The organism is Streptomyces sp. NPDC033131 (assembly GCF_055578365.1).
Genome location: NZ_JBVIPA010000036.1, coordinates 1 through 18,961 on the forward strand (window position 1 = coordinate 1; position 18,961 = coordinate 18,961).

Consider the following 18,961-nt stretch of genomic DNA (forward strand, 5'->3'; position numbering starts at 1 on the left):
GGTTACATTCCGAACCCGGAAGCTAAGCCTTACAGCGCCGATGGTACTGCAGGGGGGACCCTGTGGGAGAGTAGGACGCCGCCGAACAATTTTTGAGAAAACCCCCGTGCCATTGGCGCGGGGGTTTTCTGTTTTTCCGGGTCGTTTAGGGTCGGGGCATGCGTTATGACCTAGTCATCTTCGACAACGACGGTGTCCTCGTCGACAGCGAGCCCATCTCGAACCGGCTCCTGGCCGGCTATCTGACCGAGCTCGGGCACCCGACGTCGTACGAGGACTCCATTCGGGACTACATGGGCTCCGCGATGCATCGGATCCACGACCTTGTCCGGGAGCGTACGGGCAGGCGGCTTCCCGAGGACTTCGACGACGTCTTCCATGGGCGGGTGTTCGCGGCCTTTGAGCGGGAGCTGGAACCGGTGGCCGGGGCCGTGGGGGTGTTGGAGAAGCTGGCCGCGGACGGGGTGCCGTACTGTGTCGCCTCCTCCGGGAGCCATGAGCGGATTCGGGTGGGGCATCGGAAGACCGGGCTGGACCGGTGGTTCGAGGAGGGGCGGATCTTCAGTTCGCAGGATGTGGGGCGGGGGAAGCCGGCGCCGGACCTGTTCCTGTACGCGGCCGAGCGGATGGGGAGGGCGCCCGAGCGGTGTGTCGTCATCGAGGACAGTCCGCTGGGAGTGCGGGCGGCCGTGTCGGCCGAGATGGATGTGTACGGGTTCACTGCCATGACTCCTGCCGAGCGGCTGGTGGGTGCCACTCAACTCTTCTCGGACATGGGCGAGTTGGCTGACCTGCTGATCTGACCTTCGCCGTGCCGTGCGCCGCTCGTTCCAGAGGGCGTTTTGGTGTCGCCGACGCCCGGTGGCAAGTAAAGCTGAGGGAAACTCATCTTTGGCTGGATCTACCCACGAGTACGCCGGGGCCCTACGCTCGCCGCCATGACTGATGTGCTGCGGCGCGGTAGGGCCTCGCTGGCGTTCAGCTTCTTCGCGCAGGGTGTCGCCTTCGCCCTGCTCGTGACGCGGATCCCGGCCATCCAGGACCGATACGGGGTCTCCGACGCGTTGCTGCCCGCGTTTCTCGCGGCCGTGCCGATCCTGGCCGGGGTCGGGAGCGTGAGTACCGAGCAGTTGGTGAAGCGAATACCGCCCAGCCGCGTGCTCCGCTGGTCCCAACCCGTCGTGCTCCTGGCGCTGCTCGGGGTGGGGGTGGGGGAGTCGATGCTCCAGCTGGGCGTGTCGCTCGCCGCCTTCGGGCTCGCCGTGGGGGCGCTGGACGCGTCGATGAACATGCTCGGGGTGAGTCTGCAGCGGGCGTACCGGCGCAGCATCATGCTCAGTTTCCATGCCGTGTACAGCCTGGGCGGGATTCTGGGGGCCTCGCTCGCCTGGGCGGGGGCGCACTGGCATCTCGCGTTGTGGGTGTCGTATCTGCCGGTGGTGCTGGTGTTGTTGCCGGCCGCGCTGGTGGGGAGTCGCTGGTACGTCGACGGGGGTGGGGACGCCGATGTCGTGGAGGAGAAGGGCGAGGGTGGGGCCCTCGCCTTCAAGCTGCTCCTGCCGCTGTGTCTGGTGATGTGTTTCGCGTACATCGGGGATTCGACCGTCTCCAACTGGAGCGCGAAGTACCTGCAGGACGTGCTGGGAAGCAGTGAGCAGCTGGCGACCGTGCCGTACAACGTGTACATGGTGACCACGCTGGTCGGGCGGGCGCTCGGGGACCTCGGGGTACGGCGGTTCGGGGCGGTCGCGGTCGTGCGGGCGGGGGCGTTGCTGGCGGCGGTCGGGTTCGGGGTGGTGGCGGTGGCGCCCGGGCCGTGGGTCGGGATGCTCGGGTTCACGCTGCTGGGGCTCGGGTTGTGTGTGCTGGTGCCGCAGACCTTCGCGGCGGCGGGGCGGTTGTTCCCGGGGGCGTCCGATGCGGCTGTGGCTCGGCTCAATGTCTTCAACTACGTCGGGTTCCTGGTCGGGTCGCCGTTGGTCGGGGCGTTGGGGGACGCCTGGACCTATCGCGGGGCCATGCTCGTGCCGATGGTGTTGGTGCTGGTGACGCTCGTGTACGCCCGGTCGTTCGCCGCTCAACCGGACCGATACGGTGGCGGGCATGAGCGGCCGCGCACAGCTGATGTGGGACGAGGCAGTAACGGGCTATGACTTCGGTCCGGATCATCCGATGGATCCGGTCCGGCTGGACCTGACCTGGAGGCTTGTCCAGGCCTTCGGGCTTGATCGGGAGATGTCGGTCGTGGCCGCCAAGCCGGCCGGGGAGTCGACGCTGCGGCTGGTCCACCGGGAGGACTACATCGAGGCCGTCAAGGCGGCCTCGGTGGATCCAGGGGCGGCTGACGGGTCGTACGGGCTGGGGACCATGGACGATCCGGCGTTCGCCGGGATGCATGAGGTGTCCGCGCTGATCGCGGGGCAGTCGGTGGGTGCCGCGGAGGCCGTGTGGCGGGGTGACGCGCTGCACGCGGTGAACTTCGCGGGTGGGTTGCATCATGCGATGCCGGGGGCTGCGTCGGGGTTCTGCATCTACAACGACGCGTCGCTTGCCGTTGCCCGGTTGCTGGAGCTTGGTGCCGAGCGGGTCGCCTATGTGGATGTGGACGTGCACCACGGGGACGGGGTGCAGGCGGCGTTCTGGGAGGATCCGCGGGTTCTGACGATTTCGCTGCACGAGCATCCTCGTACGTTGTTTCCGCAGACCGGGTGGCCGGAGGAGACGGGGGCGGAGAGCGCGGAGGGGGCGGCGGTGAATGTCGCGCTGCCGGCGGGGACCGGGGACGCGGGGTGGTTGCGGGCGTTCCATGCGGTGGTGCCTGAGGTGATCGCCGACTTTCGGCCGCAGGTGCTGGTGACCCAGCATGGGGCCGATACGCATTTCGAGGATCCGTTGGCTCATCTGGCCGTGTCTCTTGATGCGCAGCGGGCTGTGCAGGTGGCATGTCATGACCTGGCGCACGAGTACGCCGACGGGCGATGGGTCGCGTTGGGTGGGGGCGGGTACGCGGTGGTGGATGTGGTGCCGCGGTCGTGGACCCATCTGGTGGCGATCGCGGCGGGGCGGGCGGTGGAGCCTACGGCGGTGATTCCTGAGGGGTGGCGGCAGGAGGTGTTCGCTCGGACGCGGCAGTTGGGGCCGGGGCGGATGACTGATGGGCGGTGGCCTGTGGGGTGGGCCTCGTGGGAGGCGGGGTACGACCCTGCGGATCGGTTGGATCAGGCGGTTCTGGCGGCTCGGCGGGCGGTGTTTCCCTTGCGGGGGTTGTTGGCATAGGGGGGTGGGGTTGGCGGGGGGTGTCTTCTCGCCCCCGCCGCCCCTACCCGTCCCATCCCCAGGGGCGCTGCCCCTTCGACCCCGCCAGGGGCTGGCTGCGCCCCTGGACCCGGGTGGGGTGGGCTGTCGGTGGGGCTGGGCCCTGGATCCCCGGCGGGGCTGCGAGGCCGACTCGGGTGCGGGTGGGGCTCGGCCCTCGGCGGGGTTGCCTTCCTGGCCTCCCCGCCGGCTCGGGCTTGTGCGCTTGGCGCTGGGCTCCTCTCACCCCTTGCAGGGCGCCGTCCTGCGCGTCGGCGGGGGCCGCGTTCTCTGCGTCCTCTCGGGCTTGGCCTCCGTGCCTGCGGAGGGGACCGCGCGCGTGGGCCCTTGGGCCCAAGGGTTCTGGCGTGGTCCCTCGTCATGTTTTTCCGCGGTCCTGCAAGAGGGCCGTTGGTCCAGGCCGGCATGACTGTCCCCCTGTCGGAGGATGACCTGGGGGTGGCGTCACCGGGCGCGAGAAGGGCCGTTGGAGACGCTGGGGAGAGCCCCCGCGAGGGTTCCCGCCTCCGTATCCCCCTGGCCCGGATCTGCCGCGTCAGGCTGCGCCCCGCCAGTCGCACCCCCTCCGCGGCCGCCCCAGGCCCGTACCCCCTGCGAGGTCCTGCCCCCGGCTGTGACCGTGCCCCGCTCACCCCCCTTCTCTCCCCCGAAGTCCCTCTGCCATTTGACCGAAGCGCCTACCTCGCCAACGGGTCGGGGTGGGTGGGGGTTAGGCCGACTGTGCGGTGTTTGGGGGTTCGTGTCGCAGGGGCAGGGGATTTCCGTCAGCATCGCAGCGTGTTGAGCGTCGGGGCGCTGCGTGCCCATCTGCTTGCTGCGGGGTTGGCCGGGACGGTGGCGACCTCGCGGGAGGAGAGTCTGCGGAGTTATCGGTTGTTCGCTGCTCGGGATCCTCGGGTGCTGATCGGGCTTGATCCTCAGTGGTCCTGGGGGCAGCGAGATTTGATCGGATTGATGGCGGACAAGTGTGGCGTTTCGGGCGACCCTCGGCATGTCGAAGGCCATGATGTGATCGATCCGGATCGAACGCTGGCCGCCCTGGACGCCTTCGCCGAGCGGATCGAGGCGGCCGCCCGGCGTGGCGCCACGGTCCTCCTCGGGACCGGGCACCCCCATCGACTGCTCGGTTTCTACGCCGCCTTGGCGGACGCGTTGTCGGCGGCGGGGTGTGCCGTCCTCACCCCGGCGCAGGGTCACTCTGTCGACATAACGACCCGGTTCGGTCTACGCACGTACAACCTTGACTACGTACGAGGAGTCGCGCTGGTGCGGGAACCGAGCGCGCCGAGCTCCGGTGGTGCGACCGGCGCACACACGCACTCGCCGCTCCCGGTTCGGGTCGCGCTGGCCGCGGCCGCGGACGCCGGCGGGCCTCTTCCCGAGCTCGTCATCGGAGACCACGGATGGGTCTGCGGAGCAGGTCAGCTGGGGTGTGAGGCCATTGGGCTGGCGGATACGAACGACCCCGCGCTCTTCGTGGGGGAGGCGGAGGGGGCCGTGTCCGTCGTCGTTCCACTTGATGACGCTGTGCGGTCTGATTACTACCGGCCGCTGACCCGCTACGTACTCAATCGAGCGTGTCTGTCACAGTAGGCCGCCGATGGGTGCACCTCTTCCCCACTTGCATCACCCGCCCCTACATTGGGGAGTGAGCACGCAGCGACGAAGAGTCACCGGAAGGGGAAGCCGGTGGCCGTCGAGTGCGGAAGGTTCAGGTGTGTCATGGCTGCTGAGCAGAGGCCTCTGAGCGAGGTTCAGTTCCTTACCGTGGCGGAAGTCGCCTCGGTGATGCGAGTGTCGAAGATGACCGTGTACCGCTTGGTGCACAGCGGTCATCTGCCCGCGATCAGGGTGGGGCGGTCCTTCCGTGTCCCCGAGAACGCGGTTCACGAATACCTCCGCGAGAGCTATGTGGGGGTGGAAACCGCCTGACGACGGTGGCCGGGGGGATCCTCAGGGCAAGGTCAGGGATCGCCCCGGCACCTCGATTACAACCTCAGCGCTCGGGCGGGTAGGCTAGCCCCTCGTAGGTCGTATGGGCCCATGGCGCCCAGCACCGAGTGATGAGAAGTGAGCGAGGGTAGTCGTGGGCTCTGTTATTAAGAAGCGGCGCAAGCGGATGGCCAAGAAGAAGCACCGCAAGCTGCTCAAGCGCACGCGCGTTCAGCGTCGCAACAAGAAGTAAGCGACACCGCGAGAGCGCGTTTGTGGCCCCCCACCCATGATGGTGGGGGGCCACACGCGTGTCCGGGTACACGCGTCCGGGGTTCGGGTCGTCACTCGGGGGCTTGATGTCGTCACTTCTTGCAGTGGGCAGTCATCACAGCGCAACATCAACCCGCTAGGTTGGCCGGACACGGGGAACGCGGCAGGCTACGAGTGCCGGATGGGCTGGAAGGAAGGCGCTGATCTTGGGCAAGGTCGTGCTCGTGACCGGAGTGGCCCGTCAACTGGGGGGCCGTTTCGTACGACGCATTCAGCGTGACCCGCAGGTGGACCGGGTGATCGCCGTGGACGCGGTTCCGCCCGAGCACCACCTGGGCGGCGCGGACTTCATCCAGGCCGACATCCGGCAGCCCGGGATAGCGCGTGTGCTCGCCGAGACGGCCGCCGACACGGTCGTCCACATGGACGTCACCGGCACCGCGCTCGGCAGCGGCAGCCGGACCTCCGTCAAGGAGACCAACGTCATCGGCACCATGCAGCTGCTGGGCGCGTGTCAGAAGTCGCCGACCGTGAAGCGGCTCGTGGTCAAGTCCAGTACGAACGTGTACGGATCCGCGCCGCGCGATCCCGCCGTCTTCACCGAGACCACCCCGCCGAAGTCGCTGCCCAGTGGCGGGTTCGCCAAGGACGCGGTGGAGGTCGAGGGGTATGTGCGCGGGTTCGCCCGGCGGCGGCCGGACGTCGCCGTGTGCGTGCTGCGCTTCGCCAACATCCTCGGCCCGACGGCGGAGACACCGCTCGCCGCGTACTTCTCGCTGCCGATCCTGCCGACCGTGCTGGGCTACGACCCCCGGCTGCAGTTCGTGCACGAGGACGACGTGATCGAGGTGCTGCGGATCGCCTCGCACGAACCGGCGCGGGGCACGCTCAACAGCGGGACCTTCAACATCGCCGGGGACGGCGTGCTGCTGCTGTCGCAGTGCTCGCGGCGACTGGGCCGGCCCACGGTGCCGCTGCTGCTTCCCGCGGTCACCTGGGCCGGATCCCTGGTGCGTACGCTGGGCATGACGGACTTCTCGCCCGAACAGATCCGGCTGCTCACCCACGGCCGGGTCGTGTCGACGACCCAGATGCGTGAGACGCTCGGATTCAAGCCGAAGTACACGACGGCGGAGACGTTCGCGGAGTTCGCGCGCAGTCGCGGACCGGGGCTTTTGCCGCCGGAGGCCCTTGCGGGGGCCGTCGACCGGATCGCCGCGCTGCCGCTGGCGGGCAGCGGCCACCCCCCGACGCAGAGCGCCAACTGAGGAGCGCATCAACGATGGCGGACGCCAAGGTCATTCCGTTCGACGACGACCGGTCCCGCGGGAGCGCCGTGCAGCGCCCGCCGCGGCGCCGGAGCGCGGGCAGCCGGCGCAAGGGCACGGAATCGGCGCAGGTCCGTGAGGTCCAGCCCCTGCCCAGCAGGGCGCCCGCGCAGGATGATGTTCTTGTGACCCGTGAGGAACAGCTGCCCCAGCAGCCGCCGGAGGAGAGTGCGCACGGCGGCCTCGAACGCCGTGTCGCGGGCGGCCTCGCCTTCCTGCGCCGCCGCCTCACCGGTGACTACGAGGTCGACGACTTCGGCTACGACGAGGACTTGACCGACCAGGTCCTGATGTCCCTGCTGCGCCCGGTGTACGAGAAGTACTTCCGGGTCGAGGTGAAGGGCGTCGAGAACATCCCGGCCGAGGGCGGGGCGCTGATCGTCGCCAACCACTCCGGGACGCTGCCGCTGGACGGCCTGATGATGCAGGTGGCCGTCCACGACCATCATCCCGCCAACCGTCATCTGCGGCTCCTGGCGGCGGACCTGGTGTTCATGCTGCCGGTGGTCAACGAGCTGGCCCGCAAGCTCGGCCACACGCTGGCCTGTGCGGAGGACGCCGAACGGCTGCTGGCCCAGGGCGAGGTGGTCGGAGTGATGCCGGAGGGCTTCAAGGGCATCGGCAAGCCCTTCAGCGAGCGTTACAAGCTCCAGCGGTTCGGCCGTGGCGGCTTCGTCTCGACGGCGCTGCGCCAGGGCACCCCGATCATCCCGTGCTCGATCGTCGGGGCCGAGGAGATCTACCCGATGATCGGCAACGCCAAGACCCTCGCCAGGGTCCTCGGCTTCCCGTACTTCCCGCTCACGCCGACCTTCCCGTGGCTCGGCCCGCTGGGCGGGATCCCGCTGCCGACCAAGTGGACCATCCAGTTCGGGGAGCCGATCCCGACGGACGGCTATCCGCCGGAGGCCGCCGAGGACCCGATGCTGATGTTCAACCTGACCGACCAGGTCCGCGAACAGATCCAGCACACGCTCTACAAGCTGCTGGTGCAGCGTCGGTCGGTCTTCTTCTGAGAGACCTGACGGAAGCCCGTGTACGACGACGAGGGCGCCCCTCCTGAGAGGGGCGCCCCGTCGTCGTACGGACTCTTACTCGTCCTCCGAGTCGATGCCCAGGCCGGGCAGCAGGCCGGGGAGGAGCGGCGGGACGGTGACGTCGGGCTGGGTGGTCGGCGTCGTGGTGGGCGGGGAGGTGCTGCCGGTGTCCTCGGGCGGGTCGAGGAGGCCGCCGGTGTTGCCGCCCAGGAGGCCGTCGTCCTCGGTGCCGGAGCCGGCCGACTTGCTGGGGCTGTTGCTGCCGGTCCCGCTGCCGTCGGAGGAGCCGCCGTCGCCGGTACTGGGCGCCGACGAACGGCCCGAACCGGTCGAGGTGTCGGAGGATGCCGGCCCGGAGTCCTGCCGCTGACCGCTGCCGCCGCCCGGAGCCGGGGGTTTCGGGAGGAGGGACTGGAGCGGGGCGACCTCTTCGTCTATGGCGTCGAAGACCGACGACACCTGCTGGCTGACGTCACCGAGCTGGACGGGCAGCCGGTCGCGGAGCGCGCCCCAGGCCTCCCGGTGCGAGCGCGAGAAGGTGTCCAGGGCCTGGATGGGGCCGAGGGAGTCCGGGTCGCGTTCGTACGCCGCCGTGAGTAGCCGGTGGCCCTCGGAGGCGTCGTGGGTCATGCCGGACAGGGCGCGGCGGACCTCGCCGAGGGACTCGTGGTCGAGCGGGCCGCCGCGGTCGCGTTCCATCAGCCGGCGGGCCTCGCTGAGGCGGGTGGAGGCCTGGTCGAGGTAGGCCACGCCGCGCTCGTCGTCCCCGTCGGACATGTAGGTGAGTTTGAAGTCCTCGATGCCTCGCTTGAGGCCGTAGAGGGAGTCGCCGGGCAGGGCGTCCGAGCTCGCCGCGGCGACTCCGCCGAACGCGCCGGCGGCGACACCGACGCTGAGTCCGCCCGCGGCGAGGCCCTTGGTGAGCCGGGAACGCGGTCGGAGCTTGCCCAGGGGGCTCGCCCGGTGGGCGCCCCGGGACCGGGAGCGCTGCTCCGGCACCGAACGGTCTGTCTCGCCTCCCGCGGTGCCCTCCAGCAGCATGGCCTCCATCGCGGCCACGAGCTGGGCCCGCTGGACGACCTTGACCGCGGGGTCCAGCTGCGGCTTGGGCAGCTCGCCGAGACCGGTGGCGAGGGCCGTGAGGCGGCCCTGCTCGGTCTGTTCCGCAGCAGTCGGGGACGGCGGTGGTCCGTCGGACTGCTCGGCCGCCGTGCCCTGGCCGGACTGCTCCTCCAGGGCCTGGGCGAAGGCGTTCGCCCGCCGGTGCGCCGATACGTTCGCGATCACTGGCGGCACCTCCTCTCGTCAAGACGGTCGACTCCCCAGGGGGTCCTGAGGGTTGCACGCCCTGACCACAAGCACTCGATCGAGTGATCGAAGTCGGCCAGGGAGTGACCACAGGGAGCCTGCATCCCGCACAACGAGCGGCGCGGCACTTGGGTTACGGACGACGGACGAGCGGATCGGGAAGTCAACGGACTTTCACTGACTGCGAGTTGGGTATTACCGAGTGTGTTCTGTCAGCGGGCGTCTTCCGGGAGGAGCCGGGCCAGCGTGCGTACGGCGCGGTACTGGAGGGTCTTGATGGCACCCTCGTTCTTGCCCATCACGCGGGCGGTCTCGGCGACGGAGAGCCCCTGGAGGAAGCGGAGTGTCACGCACTCCTGCTGCTGGGGGTTGAGCCGTTTTACGGCATCGAGGAGGGCGGCGTTCGAAAGCGACTCCAGGACGGAGTCCTCGGGGGAGCGCTCGACCTCGTTGGCGTCGAGCATCTCGCCGGTGGTGACTTCCAGCCGGAAACGGCTCGACTTGAAGTGGTCGGCCACCAGGTTGCGGGCGATCGTGACGAGCCACGCGCCGAAGTCGCGGCCCTGCCAGGTGAACGTGCCGATCCGGCGCAGTGCGCGCAGGAACGTCTCGCTGGTGAGATCCTCAGCGGTGGCCTTGCCTCCCACTCGGTAGTAGATGTACCGGTACACGGTGTCGCTGTACTGGTCGTAGAGACGGCCGAAGGCATCGGCCTCGCCGGCCTGAGCGCGCTCCACAAGATCCATCATGCGGGCGCTGTCGCTGTCCGCGGCGGGACGGCGGCTGGTTGTGGCACCGGTCGAACGCCCTCGTCTTCCGACGGCGGCGCTGCCGTCGGCGAGCGCGTAGCACGGGCCGACGGGGGTGGTGGCAACGGCGAGGGCAGGGACGGCGTACGCGGTGGGGACGAAGCCGCGCAACAGGTCTTGGACCGTTGCGCGCAGCGTAGCCAGGCCCGAGGCGTCAACCCCGACGTGTGGGTACACGGGACTCCCAGAGGCAGAGCTTCCATCACGTGCAGTGCGGGACCATTCACCCGTCGTAGCGACGGAAGGGGTACCGGATTGCGTTTGAGGAGAATAACGCTTAGTGCAGGCGCTGCTACACGCAGTTGCTCAAATCACCGATTACGTCGCTTCTGTAACCGAATGACGCCCGATCAAGTACCGGTCAGTGATCGGTTGTTGATCGAAAAGGGTTGTGTTCCGTCTGGGTCCGGGGCGTGTTGTGGCCGTGTGCAGCCAACGGGACTGGACAGCGGGGTAACGGGGTACGACCCCGGGATTGGCCGGGCGCGCCGGGCGTGACCTGTTGTGACGCCCGGTGTCAGCGACGCCGCTTGTGCAGGGCGATCGCCGCCGCCGTGCCGCCGGCCACCGCGCCCACGCCCGCGGCCGCCGGGATGCCGACCTTCGCCGCCTTGCGCCCGGTGCGGTAGTCGCGCAGACGCCACTCGAGCCGGCGGGCGTGCTTGCGCAGCTTGCTGTCCGGGTTGATGGCGTAGGGGTGGCCGACCAGCGAGAGCATCGGGATGTCGTTGTGCGAGTCGCTGTAGGCGGCGCAGCGGGTCAGGTCCAGGGCCTCCGCCGCGGCCAGCGCGCGGACCGCCTCCGCCTTCGCCGGGCCGTGCAGGGGTTCGCCGACCAGCTTGCCCGTGTAGACGCCGTCGACGGACTCGGCGACCGTGCCGAGCGCGCCGGTCAGGCCGAGGCGGCGGGCGATGACCTGGGCGATCTCCACCGGGGCGGCTGTGACCAGCCACACCTTCTGGCCCGCGTCCAGGTGCGCCTGGGCCAGGGCCCGGGTGCCGGGCCAGATGCGCTCGGCCATGTACTCGTCGTAGATCTCCTCGCCGATCGACATCAGCTCGGAGACGCGGTGGCCCTGGACGATCGACAGCGCCGAGTCGCGGGCCTCCTGCATGTGTTCCGGGTCCTCGACGCCGGCCAGCCGGAACCACGCCTGCTGCCAGGCGAACTTGGCGAGGTCGCGGGTCTCGAAGAACTTCCGCTTGTACAGCCCCCGCCCGAAGTGGAACAGGGCGGCGCCCTGCATGACGGTGTTGTCCAGGTCGAAGAAGGCGGCGGCATGCGCGTCGCCGTGCACCGGGAACGCCGGTTCCTCACCGGCGGTCTCCTGCGTGGACTTGCGCGCGGCCTCCGCCGAGGCCTCGCCTGCCAACACGCTCCGCGCCGTGGCGGAGCGCCTACGGGGAGTGAGCCATCCGAGAGCGGCCATGGCGTGAGCATAGCCAGTCTGTTCGGTGGTTCCGGAGTCGCGAGGTTCGGAGGGTGTGAACTCTCGGCGACCGAGTCGTTAAAGAGTCGGCCCGACGGCGTGAGAATGGCCGACATGACTCCCCTCTTTCGGCGCAACGCCCCGAGGCCCCCACAGGACCGGCTCGTCACTCTCGTCCGCAAACCAGGGTGTCATCTGTGTGATGACGCACAGATCGTGGTCGAGAAGGTGTGTGCCGATCTCGGCGTCCCCTGGGAGCGGAAGGACATCACCCAGGATCCCCAACTCCACGACCAGTACTGGGAACAGATCCCCGTCGTGCTCGTCGACGGAGCGCAGCACACCTTCTGGCGGGTGGACGAGGGCCGCCTCCGCAAGGCACTGACCGAGTAGTCCAACTGGTCCGGAACGTCGCTTAGGATCGAAGGCGACGTGGTCTCGGGGGCGGGAATCGTAGAGGAGCGTGTGCGGTTTTGCCCCCAAGAGAAGAGGAACGGTGGTGGGCGTGCGCCGGTTCCGTACAGGTGCGCCGGGGGCGCGTGACCCCGGTCACGTTGGCCGGGCAAATCGGACACCATCTTTGTGCACGCGTTCACAAAGACATAGCCTGCTTTCGACGGGGCGGTCTGGGAACGTGTGACCGCCTGCAGCCCCGCTCTACCCGCAGGAGCACCGTGGCAACTGGCCGATCTCACCGACCGGCGACCCGTAGCCGAGGGATTCCCGAGGCCACCGTCGCCCGCCTTCCGCTGTACCTCCGCGCCCTGACCGCACTGTCGGAGCGCTCGGTGCCCACGGTCTCCTCCGAGGAGCTCGCGGCCGCCGCGGGGGTCAACTCCGCGAAGCTGCGCAAGGACTTCTCTTACCTGGGCTCGTACGGAACGCGTGGTGTGGGCTACGACGTCGAGTACCTCGTCTACCAGATCTCCCGTGAGCTGGGCCTGACCCAGGACTGGCCGGTAGTGATCGTCGGTATCGGTAACCTCGGCGCCGCCCTCGCCAACTACGGCGGCTTCGCCTCGCGTGGATTCCGGGTCGCCGCGCTCATAGACGCCGACCCCGCGATGGCCGGAAAGCCGGTGGCCGGGATCCCCGTCCAGCACACCGACGAGCTGGAACGGATCATCGACGACAGCGGCGTGTCCATCGGGGTCATCGCCACGCCCGCCGGTGCCGCCCAGCAGGTCTGCGACCGGCTCGTGGCCGCCGGGGTGACCTCCATCCTGAACTTCGCGCCGACCGTGCTGTCCGTGCCGGAGGGCGTCGACGTGCGCAAGGTCGACCTCTCCATCGAGCTGCAGATCCTCGCCTTCCACGAGCAGCGCAAGGCCGGCGAGGAGGCCGCCGCCCTTGCCGACGGCGCGGTGCCGCACGCCGTCGCCCGCAAGCAGTCCGCCGACAAGGGCCCAGACGGGGACGTCCCCGCCGTGATGCCGGCATGAGTCTTCTTGTTGTCGGGCTGAGCCACCGCAGCGCCCCCGTCAGCGTGCTCGAGCGGGCCGCGCTGAACGCGGACGCGCAGTTCAAGCTGCTCCAGGACACCGTCGCGGCGGAGCCCGCCACCGAGGCCGCGGTGCTCGCGACGTGCAACCGCATCGAGCTGTACGCCGACGTGGACAAGTTCCACGCCGGTGTCGCCGAGCTGTCCACGCTGCTCGCCCAGCACAGCGGAGTGGGGCTGGAGGAGCTCACCCCGTACCTGTACGTGCACTACGAGGACCGGGCCGTCCACCATCTCTTCTCGGTGGCCTGCGGGCTGGACTCGATGGTCGTCGGCGAGGGGCAGGTCCTCGGCCAGATAAAGGACTCCCTCGCCAAGGCGCAGGACGTCCACTCCGCCGGGCGGCTGCTGAACGACCTCTTCCAGCAGGCCCTGCGCGTCGGCAAGCGCGCCCACTCCGAGACCGGCATCGACCGGGCCGGGCAGTCCCTGGTCACCTTCGGCCTGGAGCAACTGTCCGCCGGCAGCGCCGTCGAGCAGTGGGCCCGCGGCAAGAAGGCCCTGGTCATCGGCGCCGGCTCGATGTCCTCGCTGGCCGCGGCCACGCTCGCGCGTGCCGGTGTCGCCGAGATCGTCGTCGCCAACCGCACCCCCGACCGCGCCGAGCGGCTGGTCCAGATCCTGACCGAGGGCGACGACACGGACGTGCTGGCCCGCGCGGTACCGATGGAATCGGTGCCGGTCGAGCTGACACGTGCCGATCTTGCCGTCTCCTGCACGGGGGCGACGGGCCTGGTGCTGACGGCCGAGGCGGTCGCGGCGGCGGTCGAGGGCCGTTCGGGAGCGACCGCCGCGGAGAGCGGGACCGTTTCCCCCGCACTGTCCGACGCCGGTCGTACGGCCGTGGCGGAGGCCGGGCCCGGCGAGCTGCCGCCCACCAGCCTGGGCGCCGAGGACGGCTGTCCGCTCGACCTGCCGGCCGCGCAGGCGGCCACCGCCGGGTTCTCCGTACTCGGAGAGGCCGCCGTGGCCGGGATGGCCGCCGCCGACCTGGAACAGCACGCCGCCTGGGTGGACAACGGAACCCAGCGCCAGCAGACCTCCGCCCCCGCGGGTGCCGTCACCGTGCTCGACCCGGCCGAGGAGGCGGACACCATCGCCGCGCTGGCCGTCGCCGCGGCCACCGTCGGCCGGGTGCCCGAGCGGCGCAGGCCCGAGCCCGTCGCCGGGATCCCGCGGCCCGAGCCGACCCTGTTCCTCCTCGACCTGGCCATGCCCCGCGACATCGACGCGGCCGTGCACCGGCTGGTCGGGGTGCGGCTCGTGGACATAGAGTCGCTGGCCGACGCCTCGGCCGACGCTCCGATGGCGGCCGACGTCGACCAGGTCCGCCGTATCGTCGCCGACGAGGTCGCGGCCTTCGGGGCGGCGCTGCGGGCCGCGCACATCACGCCCACCGTGGTCGCGCTGCGGACGATGGCCGCCGACGTGGTCGCCGGCGAGATCGCCCGGCTCGACGGGCGGCTGCCCGGACTCGACGACAAGCACCGCGCCGAGATCACCCAGACCGTGAAGCGCGTCGTCGACAAGCTGTTGCACGCGCCGACCGTACGGGTCAAGCAGCTCGCGGCCGAGCCCGGCGGCGCCGGGTACGCGGACGCGCTGCGGACCCTGTTCGACCTCGATCCCGAGACGGTGGCCGCCGTCTCCCGGGCCGACGGCGCCGACGACGAACCTGAGAACAGCAAGAACCGAGGGCCGGCATGAGTAGCAAGGCATTGAGGCTCGGGACCAGGCGGAGCAAACTCGCCATGGCCCAGTCCGGGCAGGTCGCGGACGCCGTGAGCCAGGTGACCGGACGGCCCGTCGAGCTCGTCGAGATCACCACCTACGGCGACACCTCCCGCGAGCAGCTCGCACAGATCGGCGGCACGGGCGTCTTCGTGACCGCGCTGCGGGAAGCGCTGCTGAAGGGGGAGGTCGACTTCGCGGTTCATTCGCTGAAGGACCTGCCCACCGGGCAGCCCGACCAGCTGGCGCTGGCCGCCGTACCGCAGCGCGAGGACCCGCGGGACGTGATCGTCGCCCGGGACGCGCTCAAGTTCACCGACCTGCCGCGCGGCGCGCGCATCGGTACGGGTTCGCCCCGGCGGATGGCCCAGCTGAACGCGTACGCACGCGGCCACGGGCTGGACATCGAGACGGTTCCGATCCGGGGCAACGTCGATACCCGCATCGGGTTCGTGCGCGACGGCGAGCTCGATGCGGTGGTGCTGGCCGCGGCCGGCCTCAATCGCATCGGCCGCGGTGACGAAGTGACCGACTTCCTGTCGGTCGACACGGTTTTGCCCGCCCCCGGCCAGGGGGCACTCGCGATCGAGTGTGCCGCAGACAACGCGGACCTGATCGCCGCGCTCGGTGAGCTCGACGACCCGTTCACGCGGGTCGCCGTGACTGCCGAACGGTCCCTGCTCGCCGCCCTGGAAGCCGGTTGCAGTGCCCCTGTGGGCGCGCTGGCCGACTTGCTGGCCGACGGGCAGATTGTCAAGGAAATGCGCCTGCGCGCAGTCGTCGGTACCACCGACGGCACGCGGATGGTGCAGCTGTCCACCACCGGTCCCGTGCCCGAGACGTATGACCGGGCAATGGCGCTCGGTCGCGAGCTCGCTGCCGAGATGCTTGCCCAGGGCGCGGCCGGTCTGATGGGGGAGCGAGCACAGTGAGCCCCACCACCCTTCCCGCCGCCGGTCTGGAACACGGGCACGTCACCTTCCTTGGTGCCGGACCCGGGGATCCGGGACTGCTGACTCTTCGAGCCGTCGAGGCGCTGGCGCACGCGGACGTTCTCGTCGCCGGGCACGAAGTGCTCGACGTCGTACGTACGCACGCCAGGTCCGACGTGGCCGTCGTCGACACGGATTCGGACCCCTCCGGGGATCCGTCCTCCGGCCCGACTCCGGGTACAGGCGCGCCTCAGCTAAAGGTTGTTGACGGTGCGTCGACAACCGTGAGTGTCCCCGTCGTGCGGGATGCCGCACATCTTGTCATGGAGGCCGCGCGGGGCGGCAGGCGGGTCGTACGTGCGGTGTCCGGGGATCCCGGGCTCGACGCGTACGCCGCCGAGGAGATGCTGGCGTGCGCCGCCGCGGGGGTGCCTTTCGAGGTCGTCCCCGGGGTCGCCGCAGCCGTCGGCGTGCCCGCCTACGCCGGGGTACCGCTGCGGGACGCCGAAGGCGCGGACGTCCGGTTCGTCGACGCGCGGACCGCTTCCGACCGGTGCTGGACGGAGGTGGGGGCGTCGGACGGGACGGTCGTGGTGTCGACGACCCTCGACTCCGTGGCCGCCGCGGCCGGTGAGCTGGTTTCCGCGGGGCGCAAGCCCGATACGCCGCTGACCGTCACCGTCGCCGGTACCACTACTCGGCAGCGGACCTGGTGCGCGACTCTGGGCACCATCGCCCAGACGCTGAAGCAGGCCAAGGTGCTGCCGTCCCCGGACGGTGCGCGGCCGGTCATAGCCGTGGTCGGTGAGCGATCCGCCGCGGCTCAGCGTGAGCAGCTCTCGTGGTTCGAGTCCAAGCCGCTGTTCGGCTGGAGGGTGCTCGTACCGCGGACCAAGGAGCAGTCGGCTTCGCTCTCCGACCAGCTGCGGTCCTACGGGGCCGTACCGCACGAGGTGCCGACGATCGCCGTCGAGCCGCCGCGGACGCCGCAGCAGATGGAGCGGGCGGTCAAGGGGCTGGTGACCGGGCGGTACGAGTGGATCGCCTTCACGAGCGTGAACGCCGTGAAGGCCGTTCGGGAGAAGTTCGAGGAGTACGGGCTCGACGCACGCGCCTTCGCCGGCATCAAGGTCGCCGCGGTGGGGGAGCAGACCGCCAAGGCGCTCATCGCCTTCGGTGTGAAGCCCGATCTTGTGCCGAGCGGGGAGCAGTCCGCGGCCGGGTTGCTGGAGGACTGGCCTCCTTACGACCCGGTTTTCGACCCGATCGACCGGGTGTTCCTGCCGCGTGCCGACATCGCCACCGAGACGCTGGTGGCGGGGCTGATCGAGCTCGGGTGGGAGGTCGACGACGTCACCGCCTACCGGACCGTGCGGGCGTCGCCGCCGCCGGCCGAGACCCGGGAGGCGATCAAGGGCGGGGGCTTCGACGCGGTGCTGTTCACCTCGTCGAGCACGGTGCGCAACCTTGTGGGCATCGCCGGCAAGCCGCACAACGTGACCGTCATCGCCTGTATCGGGCCCGCCACGGCCAAGACCGCCGAGGAGCACGGGCTTCGGGTGGACGTCATGGCTCCCGAGCCGTCCGTGCACAAGCTGGCCGAGGCTCTCGCCGACTTCGGGTTGCGGCGGAGGGCTGCCGCGCTGGAGGCCGGGGACGCGGTCACTCGGCCGAGTGAGCGGCGGCCGGGGGCTCGGCGGAGGCGTACTACTACCTGATCCTGGGCTGGCTGGCTGGCTGGCTGGCTGGCTGGGCTGGTCTGGGCTGGTCTGGGCTCGGGTGCGCTGGTTTTGTCAGGCCGGGGTCACCGCGTGGCCGTAGCGCAGGAGGTTGTCCGGGTCGTAGGTCGACTTGGCCTGCTGCAGGTGGGCGTAGACCTCCGGGGTCCAGGCCCGGGCCCGGTCCGCTTCGTCGCCCGGGGTGCCGTGGATGTTGACCATCGTGCGGCCCGTGCCGTACGGGGCCATCGCGGTCTGCAGGGCTGTCGTGGCCTGCTCCACGGCCTCGGCGGCCGGCGGGGCGGCCAGGACCGCCACCGTTTCCAGGAAGTACTCCGCGTCGCGGGCGCAGATCGCGTCCTCGACCGCCGGCGGGTCGGACAGGGCTCCGCCCATGTGGCGGATCTCCACCAGGAGGAGCGGGCAGTCGGGGTTGTCCGGGCCCACCTGGTCCAGGAACGTGCGGATGGCGTCCGGGGTCAGGTCGCGGAGCAGGGCGCAGGATTCGCGGGCGGGGAGCGGGTCCTGCGGCTCCATGTAGATGCGGTCCACCGCCGCGTGGTCCATCTCCTCCACCATGTCGACCGCCACGGGGGCGGCCTCGCGGATCGGGGCCAGGAGGCGTTCGCCCTCCGCCGGGTCGCCCGTCCACGCGATCGCCACCCTTGCCCAGAAGCCGCCGCGCAGTGGTTCGGGGATCTGGGGGATCGGGGGGAGACGCAGGAGGCTGAACGCGCTGCACATCTCGTTCGGCACGGTGCGTGTCCAGTCCGCCCATGCCCGGAGGAGGGGCTCGGTGTGCTCGCCGGGGCAGTAGATGCCGCCGCCGAGGATGCGGGCGAGGGGGAGCAGGCCGAAGGTCAGCTGCGTGACGATGCCTACGTTGCCCTTGCCGCCGCGCAGGGCCCAGAAGAGCTCGGGTTCGGTGCTCCGGTTCACCTCGCGGAGGGCGCCGTCGGGGGTCACGACCTGGAACGAGTGGACCAGGTCGGCCGCGTAGCCGTAGGTGCGGCCGAGGACGGGGAGGCCGCCGCCGAGGGTGTAGCCGACGACGCCCGCGTCCGTGGAGGTGCCGGTCAGGGGGGCGAGACCGTGGGGGGCCGCGGCGTCGACGACGTGGCGCCACTTCGCACCGGCGGCGGCCGTCGCGGTGCGGGTGGCCGGGTCGATCTGTACGTCCGTCATGCGGGTGGTCGTGATCAGCAGGCCGTGCGCTATGGGGAAGTTGGCGCCGTGGCCGGTGGCCTGGACGGCCACCGGGGTGCTGGTGGCGGTGGCCCAGCGCATCGCCGCGACTATGTCGTCGGCGCCGGTTGCTCCTATGACCACGTCGGGGGTGTGCAGGGCGGCCAGGTTGAAGCCGGTGACCTCGTCGGCGTAGCCGTCGTCGCCGGGGCGCAGGACCGGGCCCTTGACGTCGGAGAGGGCGAAGAGGTCGGGGGTGGGGTGGGGGTGGTGCGTGGACGTCATCTCGTCCTCCGGGGGTGGGAGGCTTGTCCTTTCAGCTTGGACCTGTGGGGTTCGGGGCGCATGTGGGGGGTTTGGTCGGCGCGCAGTGTGCTTTGCGCCTTGTGGTCGGGGGGGCGGGGCCGTGTCGGGGGGTGTCCGTCCTCGGAACGGCGCGGAATCGGTTGGCCATCGAGGTGCC

Annotated in this window: 17 protein-coding genes and 1 rRNA gene; 14 read left to right on the forward strand and 4 right to left on the reverse strand. The window is 70.3% G+C overall.

Features of this window, described 5'->3' with window-relative positions; genetic code table 11:
• From rrf to ACZ5XS_RS34300, 9 genes are all read left to right on the forward strand, one after another.
• Positions 1-87, forward strand: a 5S ribosomal RNA gene (rrf, locus tag ACZ5XS_RS34260); the annotation flags it as partial.
• Positions 88-158: 71 nt separating this feature from the next.
• Complete coding sequence (locus ACZ5XS_RS34265; RefSeq protein WP_468657970.1) at positions 159-803, forward strand: HAD family hydrolase; 645 nt, start codon at positions 159-161, stop codon at positions 801-803.
• Between the two features lie 135 nt (positions 804-938).
• A complete protein-coding gene (locus ACZ5XS_RS34270; protein WP_468657972.1) occupies positions 939-2,153 on the forward strand; it encodes an MFS transporter in 1,215 nt (404 codons plus the stop codon).
• A complete protein-coding gene (locus ACZ5XS_RS34275) occupies positions 2,104-3,276 on the forward strand; it encodes an acetoin utilization protein AcuC (RefSeq protein ID WP_468657974.1) in 1,173 nt (390 codons plus the stop codon). Before ACZ5XS_RS34270 ends, ACZ5XS_RS34275 begins: the two co-directional genes overlap by 50 nt.
• A gap of 816 nt (positions 3,277-4,092) precedes the next feature.
• Positions 4,093-4,908 carry a phosphatase gene (locus ACZ5XS_RS34280; RefSeq protein ID WP_468657976.1) on the forward strand — a complete coding sequence of 272 codons (816 nt, stop codon included), beginning with the start codon at positions 4,093-4,095 and terminating at the stop codon, positions 4,906-4,908.
• Positions 4,909-5,037: 129 nt separating this feature from the next.
• Complete coding sequence (locus tag ACZ5XS_RS34285) at positions 5,038-5,247, forward strand: helix-turn-helix domain-containing protein (protein ID WP_016437488.1); 210 nt, start codon at positions 5,038-5,040, stop codon at positions 5,245-5,247.
• Between the two features lie 154 nt (positions 5,248-5,401).
• On the forward strand, positions 5,402-5,500 hold the full coding sequence (locus tag ACZ5XS_RS34290) for a 30S ribosomal protein bS22 (protein ID WP_003948845.1): 99 nt from the start codon (positions 5,402-5,404) through the stop codon (positions 5,498-5,500).
• Between the two features lie 226 nt (positions 5,501-5,726).
• Positions 5,727-6,788: an NAD-dependent epimerase/dehydratase family protein gene (locus ACZ5XS_RS34295; protein WP_217235362.1), complete on the forward strand. Its 1,062-nt coding sequence runs from the start codon at positions 5,727-5,729 to the stop codon at positions 6,786-6,788.
• Between the two features lie 14 nt (positions 6,789-6,802).
• Complete coding sequence (locus tag ACZ5XS_RS34300; protein ID WP_468657978.1) at positions 6,803-7,864, forward strand: lysophospholipid acyltransferase family protein; 1,062 nt, start codon at positions 6,803-6,805, stop codon at positions 7,862-7,864.
• Between the two features lie 75 nt (positions 7,865-7,939).
• On the opposite strand, the gene ACZ5XS_RS34305 is transcribed toward ACZ5XS_RS34300, so the two are convergent.
• The 3 genes from ACZ5XS_RS34305 to ACZ5XS_RS34315 form a co-directional block, all read right to left on the reverse strand.
• Complete coding sequence (locus ACZ5XS_RS34305) at positions 7,940-9,172, reverse strand: DUF5667 domain-containing protein (RefSeq protein ID WP_468657980.1); 1,233 nt, start codon at positions 9,170-9,172, stop codon at positions 7,940-7,942.
• Positions 9,173-9,405: 233 nt separating this feature from the next.
• A complete protein-coding gene (locus ACZ5XS_RS34310; protein WP_468657982.1) occupies positions 9,406-10,179 on the reverse strand; it encodes an ECF subfamily RNA polymerase sigma factor, BldN family in 774 nt (257 codons plus the stop codon).
• Positions 10,180-10,519: 340 nt separating this feature from the next.
• On the reverse strand, positions 10,520-11,431 hold the full coding sequence (locus ACZ5XS_RS34315; protein WP_468657984.1) for an HAD family hydrolase: 912 nt from the start codon (positions 11,429-11,431) through the stop codon (positions 10,520-10,522).
• 105 nt (positions 11,432-11,536) lie between these two features.
• Between ACZ5XS_RS34315 and ACZ5XS_RS34320 the strand changes: the two genes are divergently transcribed.
• The 5 genes from ACZ5XS_RS34320 to ACZ5XS_RS34340 all read left to right on the forward strand — a co-directional run bounded on the left by ACZ5XS_RS34320 (position 11,537) and on the right by ACZ5XS_RS34340 (position 17,313).
• Positions 11,537-11,824, forward strand: coding sequence for a glutaredoxin family protein (locus ACZ5XS_RS34320; protein ID WP_217235370.1), 288 nt, complete (start codon positions 11,537-11,539; stop codon positions 11,822-11,824).
• A gap of 281 nt (positions 11,825-12,105) precedes the next feature.
• Positions 12,106-12,873, forward strand: coding sequence for a redox-sensing transcriptional repressor Rex (locus ACZ5XS_RS34325; RefSeq protein WP_468657986.1), 768 nt, complete (start codon positions 12,106-12,108; stop codon positions 12,871-12,873).
• Positions 12,870-14,639, forward strand: coding sequence for a glutamyl-tRNA reductase (locus ACZ5XS_RS34330; RefSeq protein ID WP_468657988.1), 1,770 nt, complete (start codon positions 12,870-12,872; stop codon positions 14,637-14,639). Before ACZ5XS_RS34325 ends, ACZ5XS_RS34330 begins: the two co-directional genes overlap by 4 nt.
• Entirely contained in the window at positions 14,636-15,595 is a 960-nt protein-coding gene (gene hemC, locus ACZ5XS_RS34335) for a hydroxymethylbilane synthase (protein WP_468657990.1), read from the forward strand. Before ACZ5XS_RS34330 ends, hemC begins: the two co-directional genes overlap by 4 nt.
• Positions 15,592-17,313, forward strand: coding sequence for a bifunctional uroporphyrinogen-III C-methyltransferase/uroporphyrinogen-III synthase (locus tag ACZ5XS_RS34340; RefSeq protein ID WP_468657992.1), 1,722 nt, complete (start codon positions 15,592-15,594; stop codon positions 17,311-17,313). Before hemC ends, ACZ5XS_RS34340 begins: the two co-directional genes overlap by 4 nt.
• A gap of 75 nt (positions 17,314-17,388) precedes the next feature.
• Here the strand turns inward: ACZ5XS_RS34340 and ACZ5XS_RS34345 are convergent, their stop codons facing one another.
• The gene (locus ACZ5XS_RS34345; RefSeq protein ID WP_468657994.1) at positions 17,389-18,783 is read right to left on the reverse strand and encodes an FAD-binding oxidoreductase; all 1,395 of its coding nucleotides are present in this window, start codon (positions 18,781-18,783) and stop codon (positions 17,389-17,391) included.
• Positions 18,784-18,961 lie beyond the last annotated feature (178 nt).

Bases quoted from the DNA above. Each gene is read 5' to 3' on its own strand.
- ACZ5XS_RS34315 (WP_468657984.1), bottom strand. From the start codon at position 11,431: ATGGCCGCTCTCGGATGGCTCACTCCCCGTAGGCGCTCCGCCACGGCG.
- ACZ5XS_RS34275 (WP_468657974.1), top strand. From the start codon at position 2,104: ATGAGCGGCCGCGCACAGCTGATGTGGGACGAGGCAGTAACGGGCTAT.
- ACZ5XS_RS34265 (WP_468657970.1), top strand. From the start codon at position 159: ATGCGTTATGACCTAGTCATCTTCGACAACGACGGTGTCCTCGTCGAC.
- ACZ5XS_RS34285 (WP_016437488.1), top strand. From the start codon at position 5,038: ATGGCTGCTGAGCAGAGGCCTCTGAGCGAGGTTCAGTTCCTTACCGTG.
- ACZ5XS_RS34300 (WP_468657978.1), top strand. From the start codon at position 6,803: ATGGCGGACGCCAAGGTCATTCCGTTCGACGACGACCGGTCCCGCGGG.
- ACZ5XS_RS34270 (WP_468657972.1), top strand. From the start codon at position 939: ATGACTGATGTGCTGCGGCGCGGTAGGGCCTCGCTGGCGTTCAGCTTC.
- hemC (WP_468657990.1), top strand. From the start codon at position 14,636: ATGAGTAGCAAGGCATTGAGGCTCGGGACCAGGCGGAGCAAACTCGCC.
- ACZ5XS_RS34330 (WP_468657988.1), top strand. From the start codon at position 12,870: ATGAGTCTTCTTGTTGTCGGGCTGAGCCACCGCAGCGCCCCCGTCAGC.
- ACZ5XS_RS34320 (WP_217235370.1), top strand. From the start codon at position 11,537: ATGGCCGACATGACTCCCCTCTTTCGGCGCAACGCCCCGAGGCCCCCA.
- ACZ5XS_RS34345 (WP_468657994.1), bottom strand. From the start codon at position 18,783: ATGACGTCCACGCACCACCCCCACCCCACCCCCGACCTCTTCGCCCTC.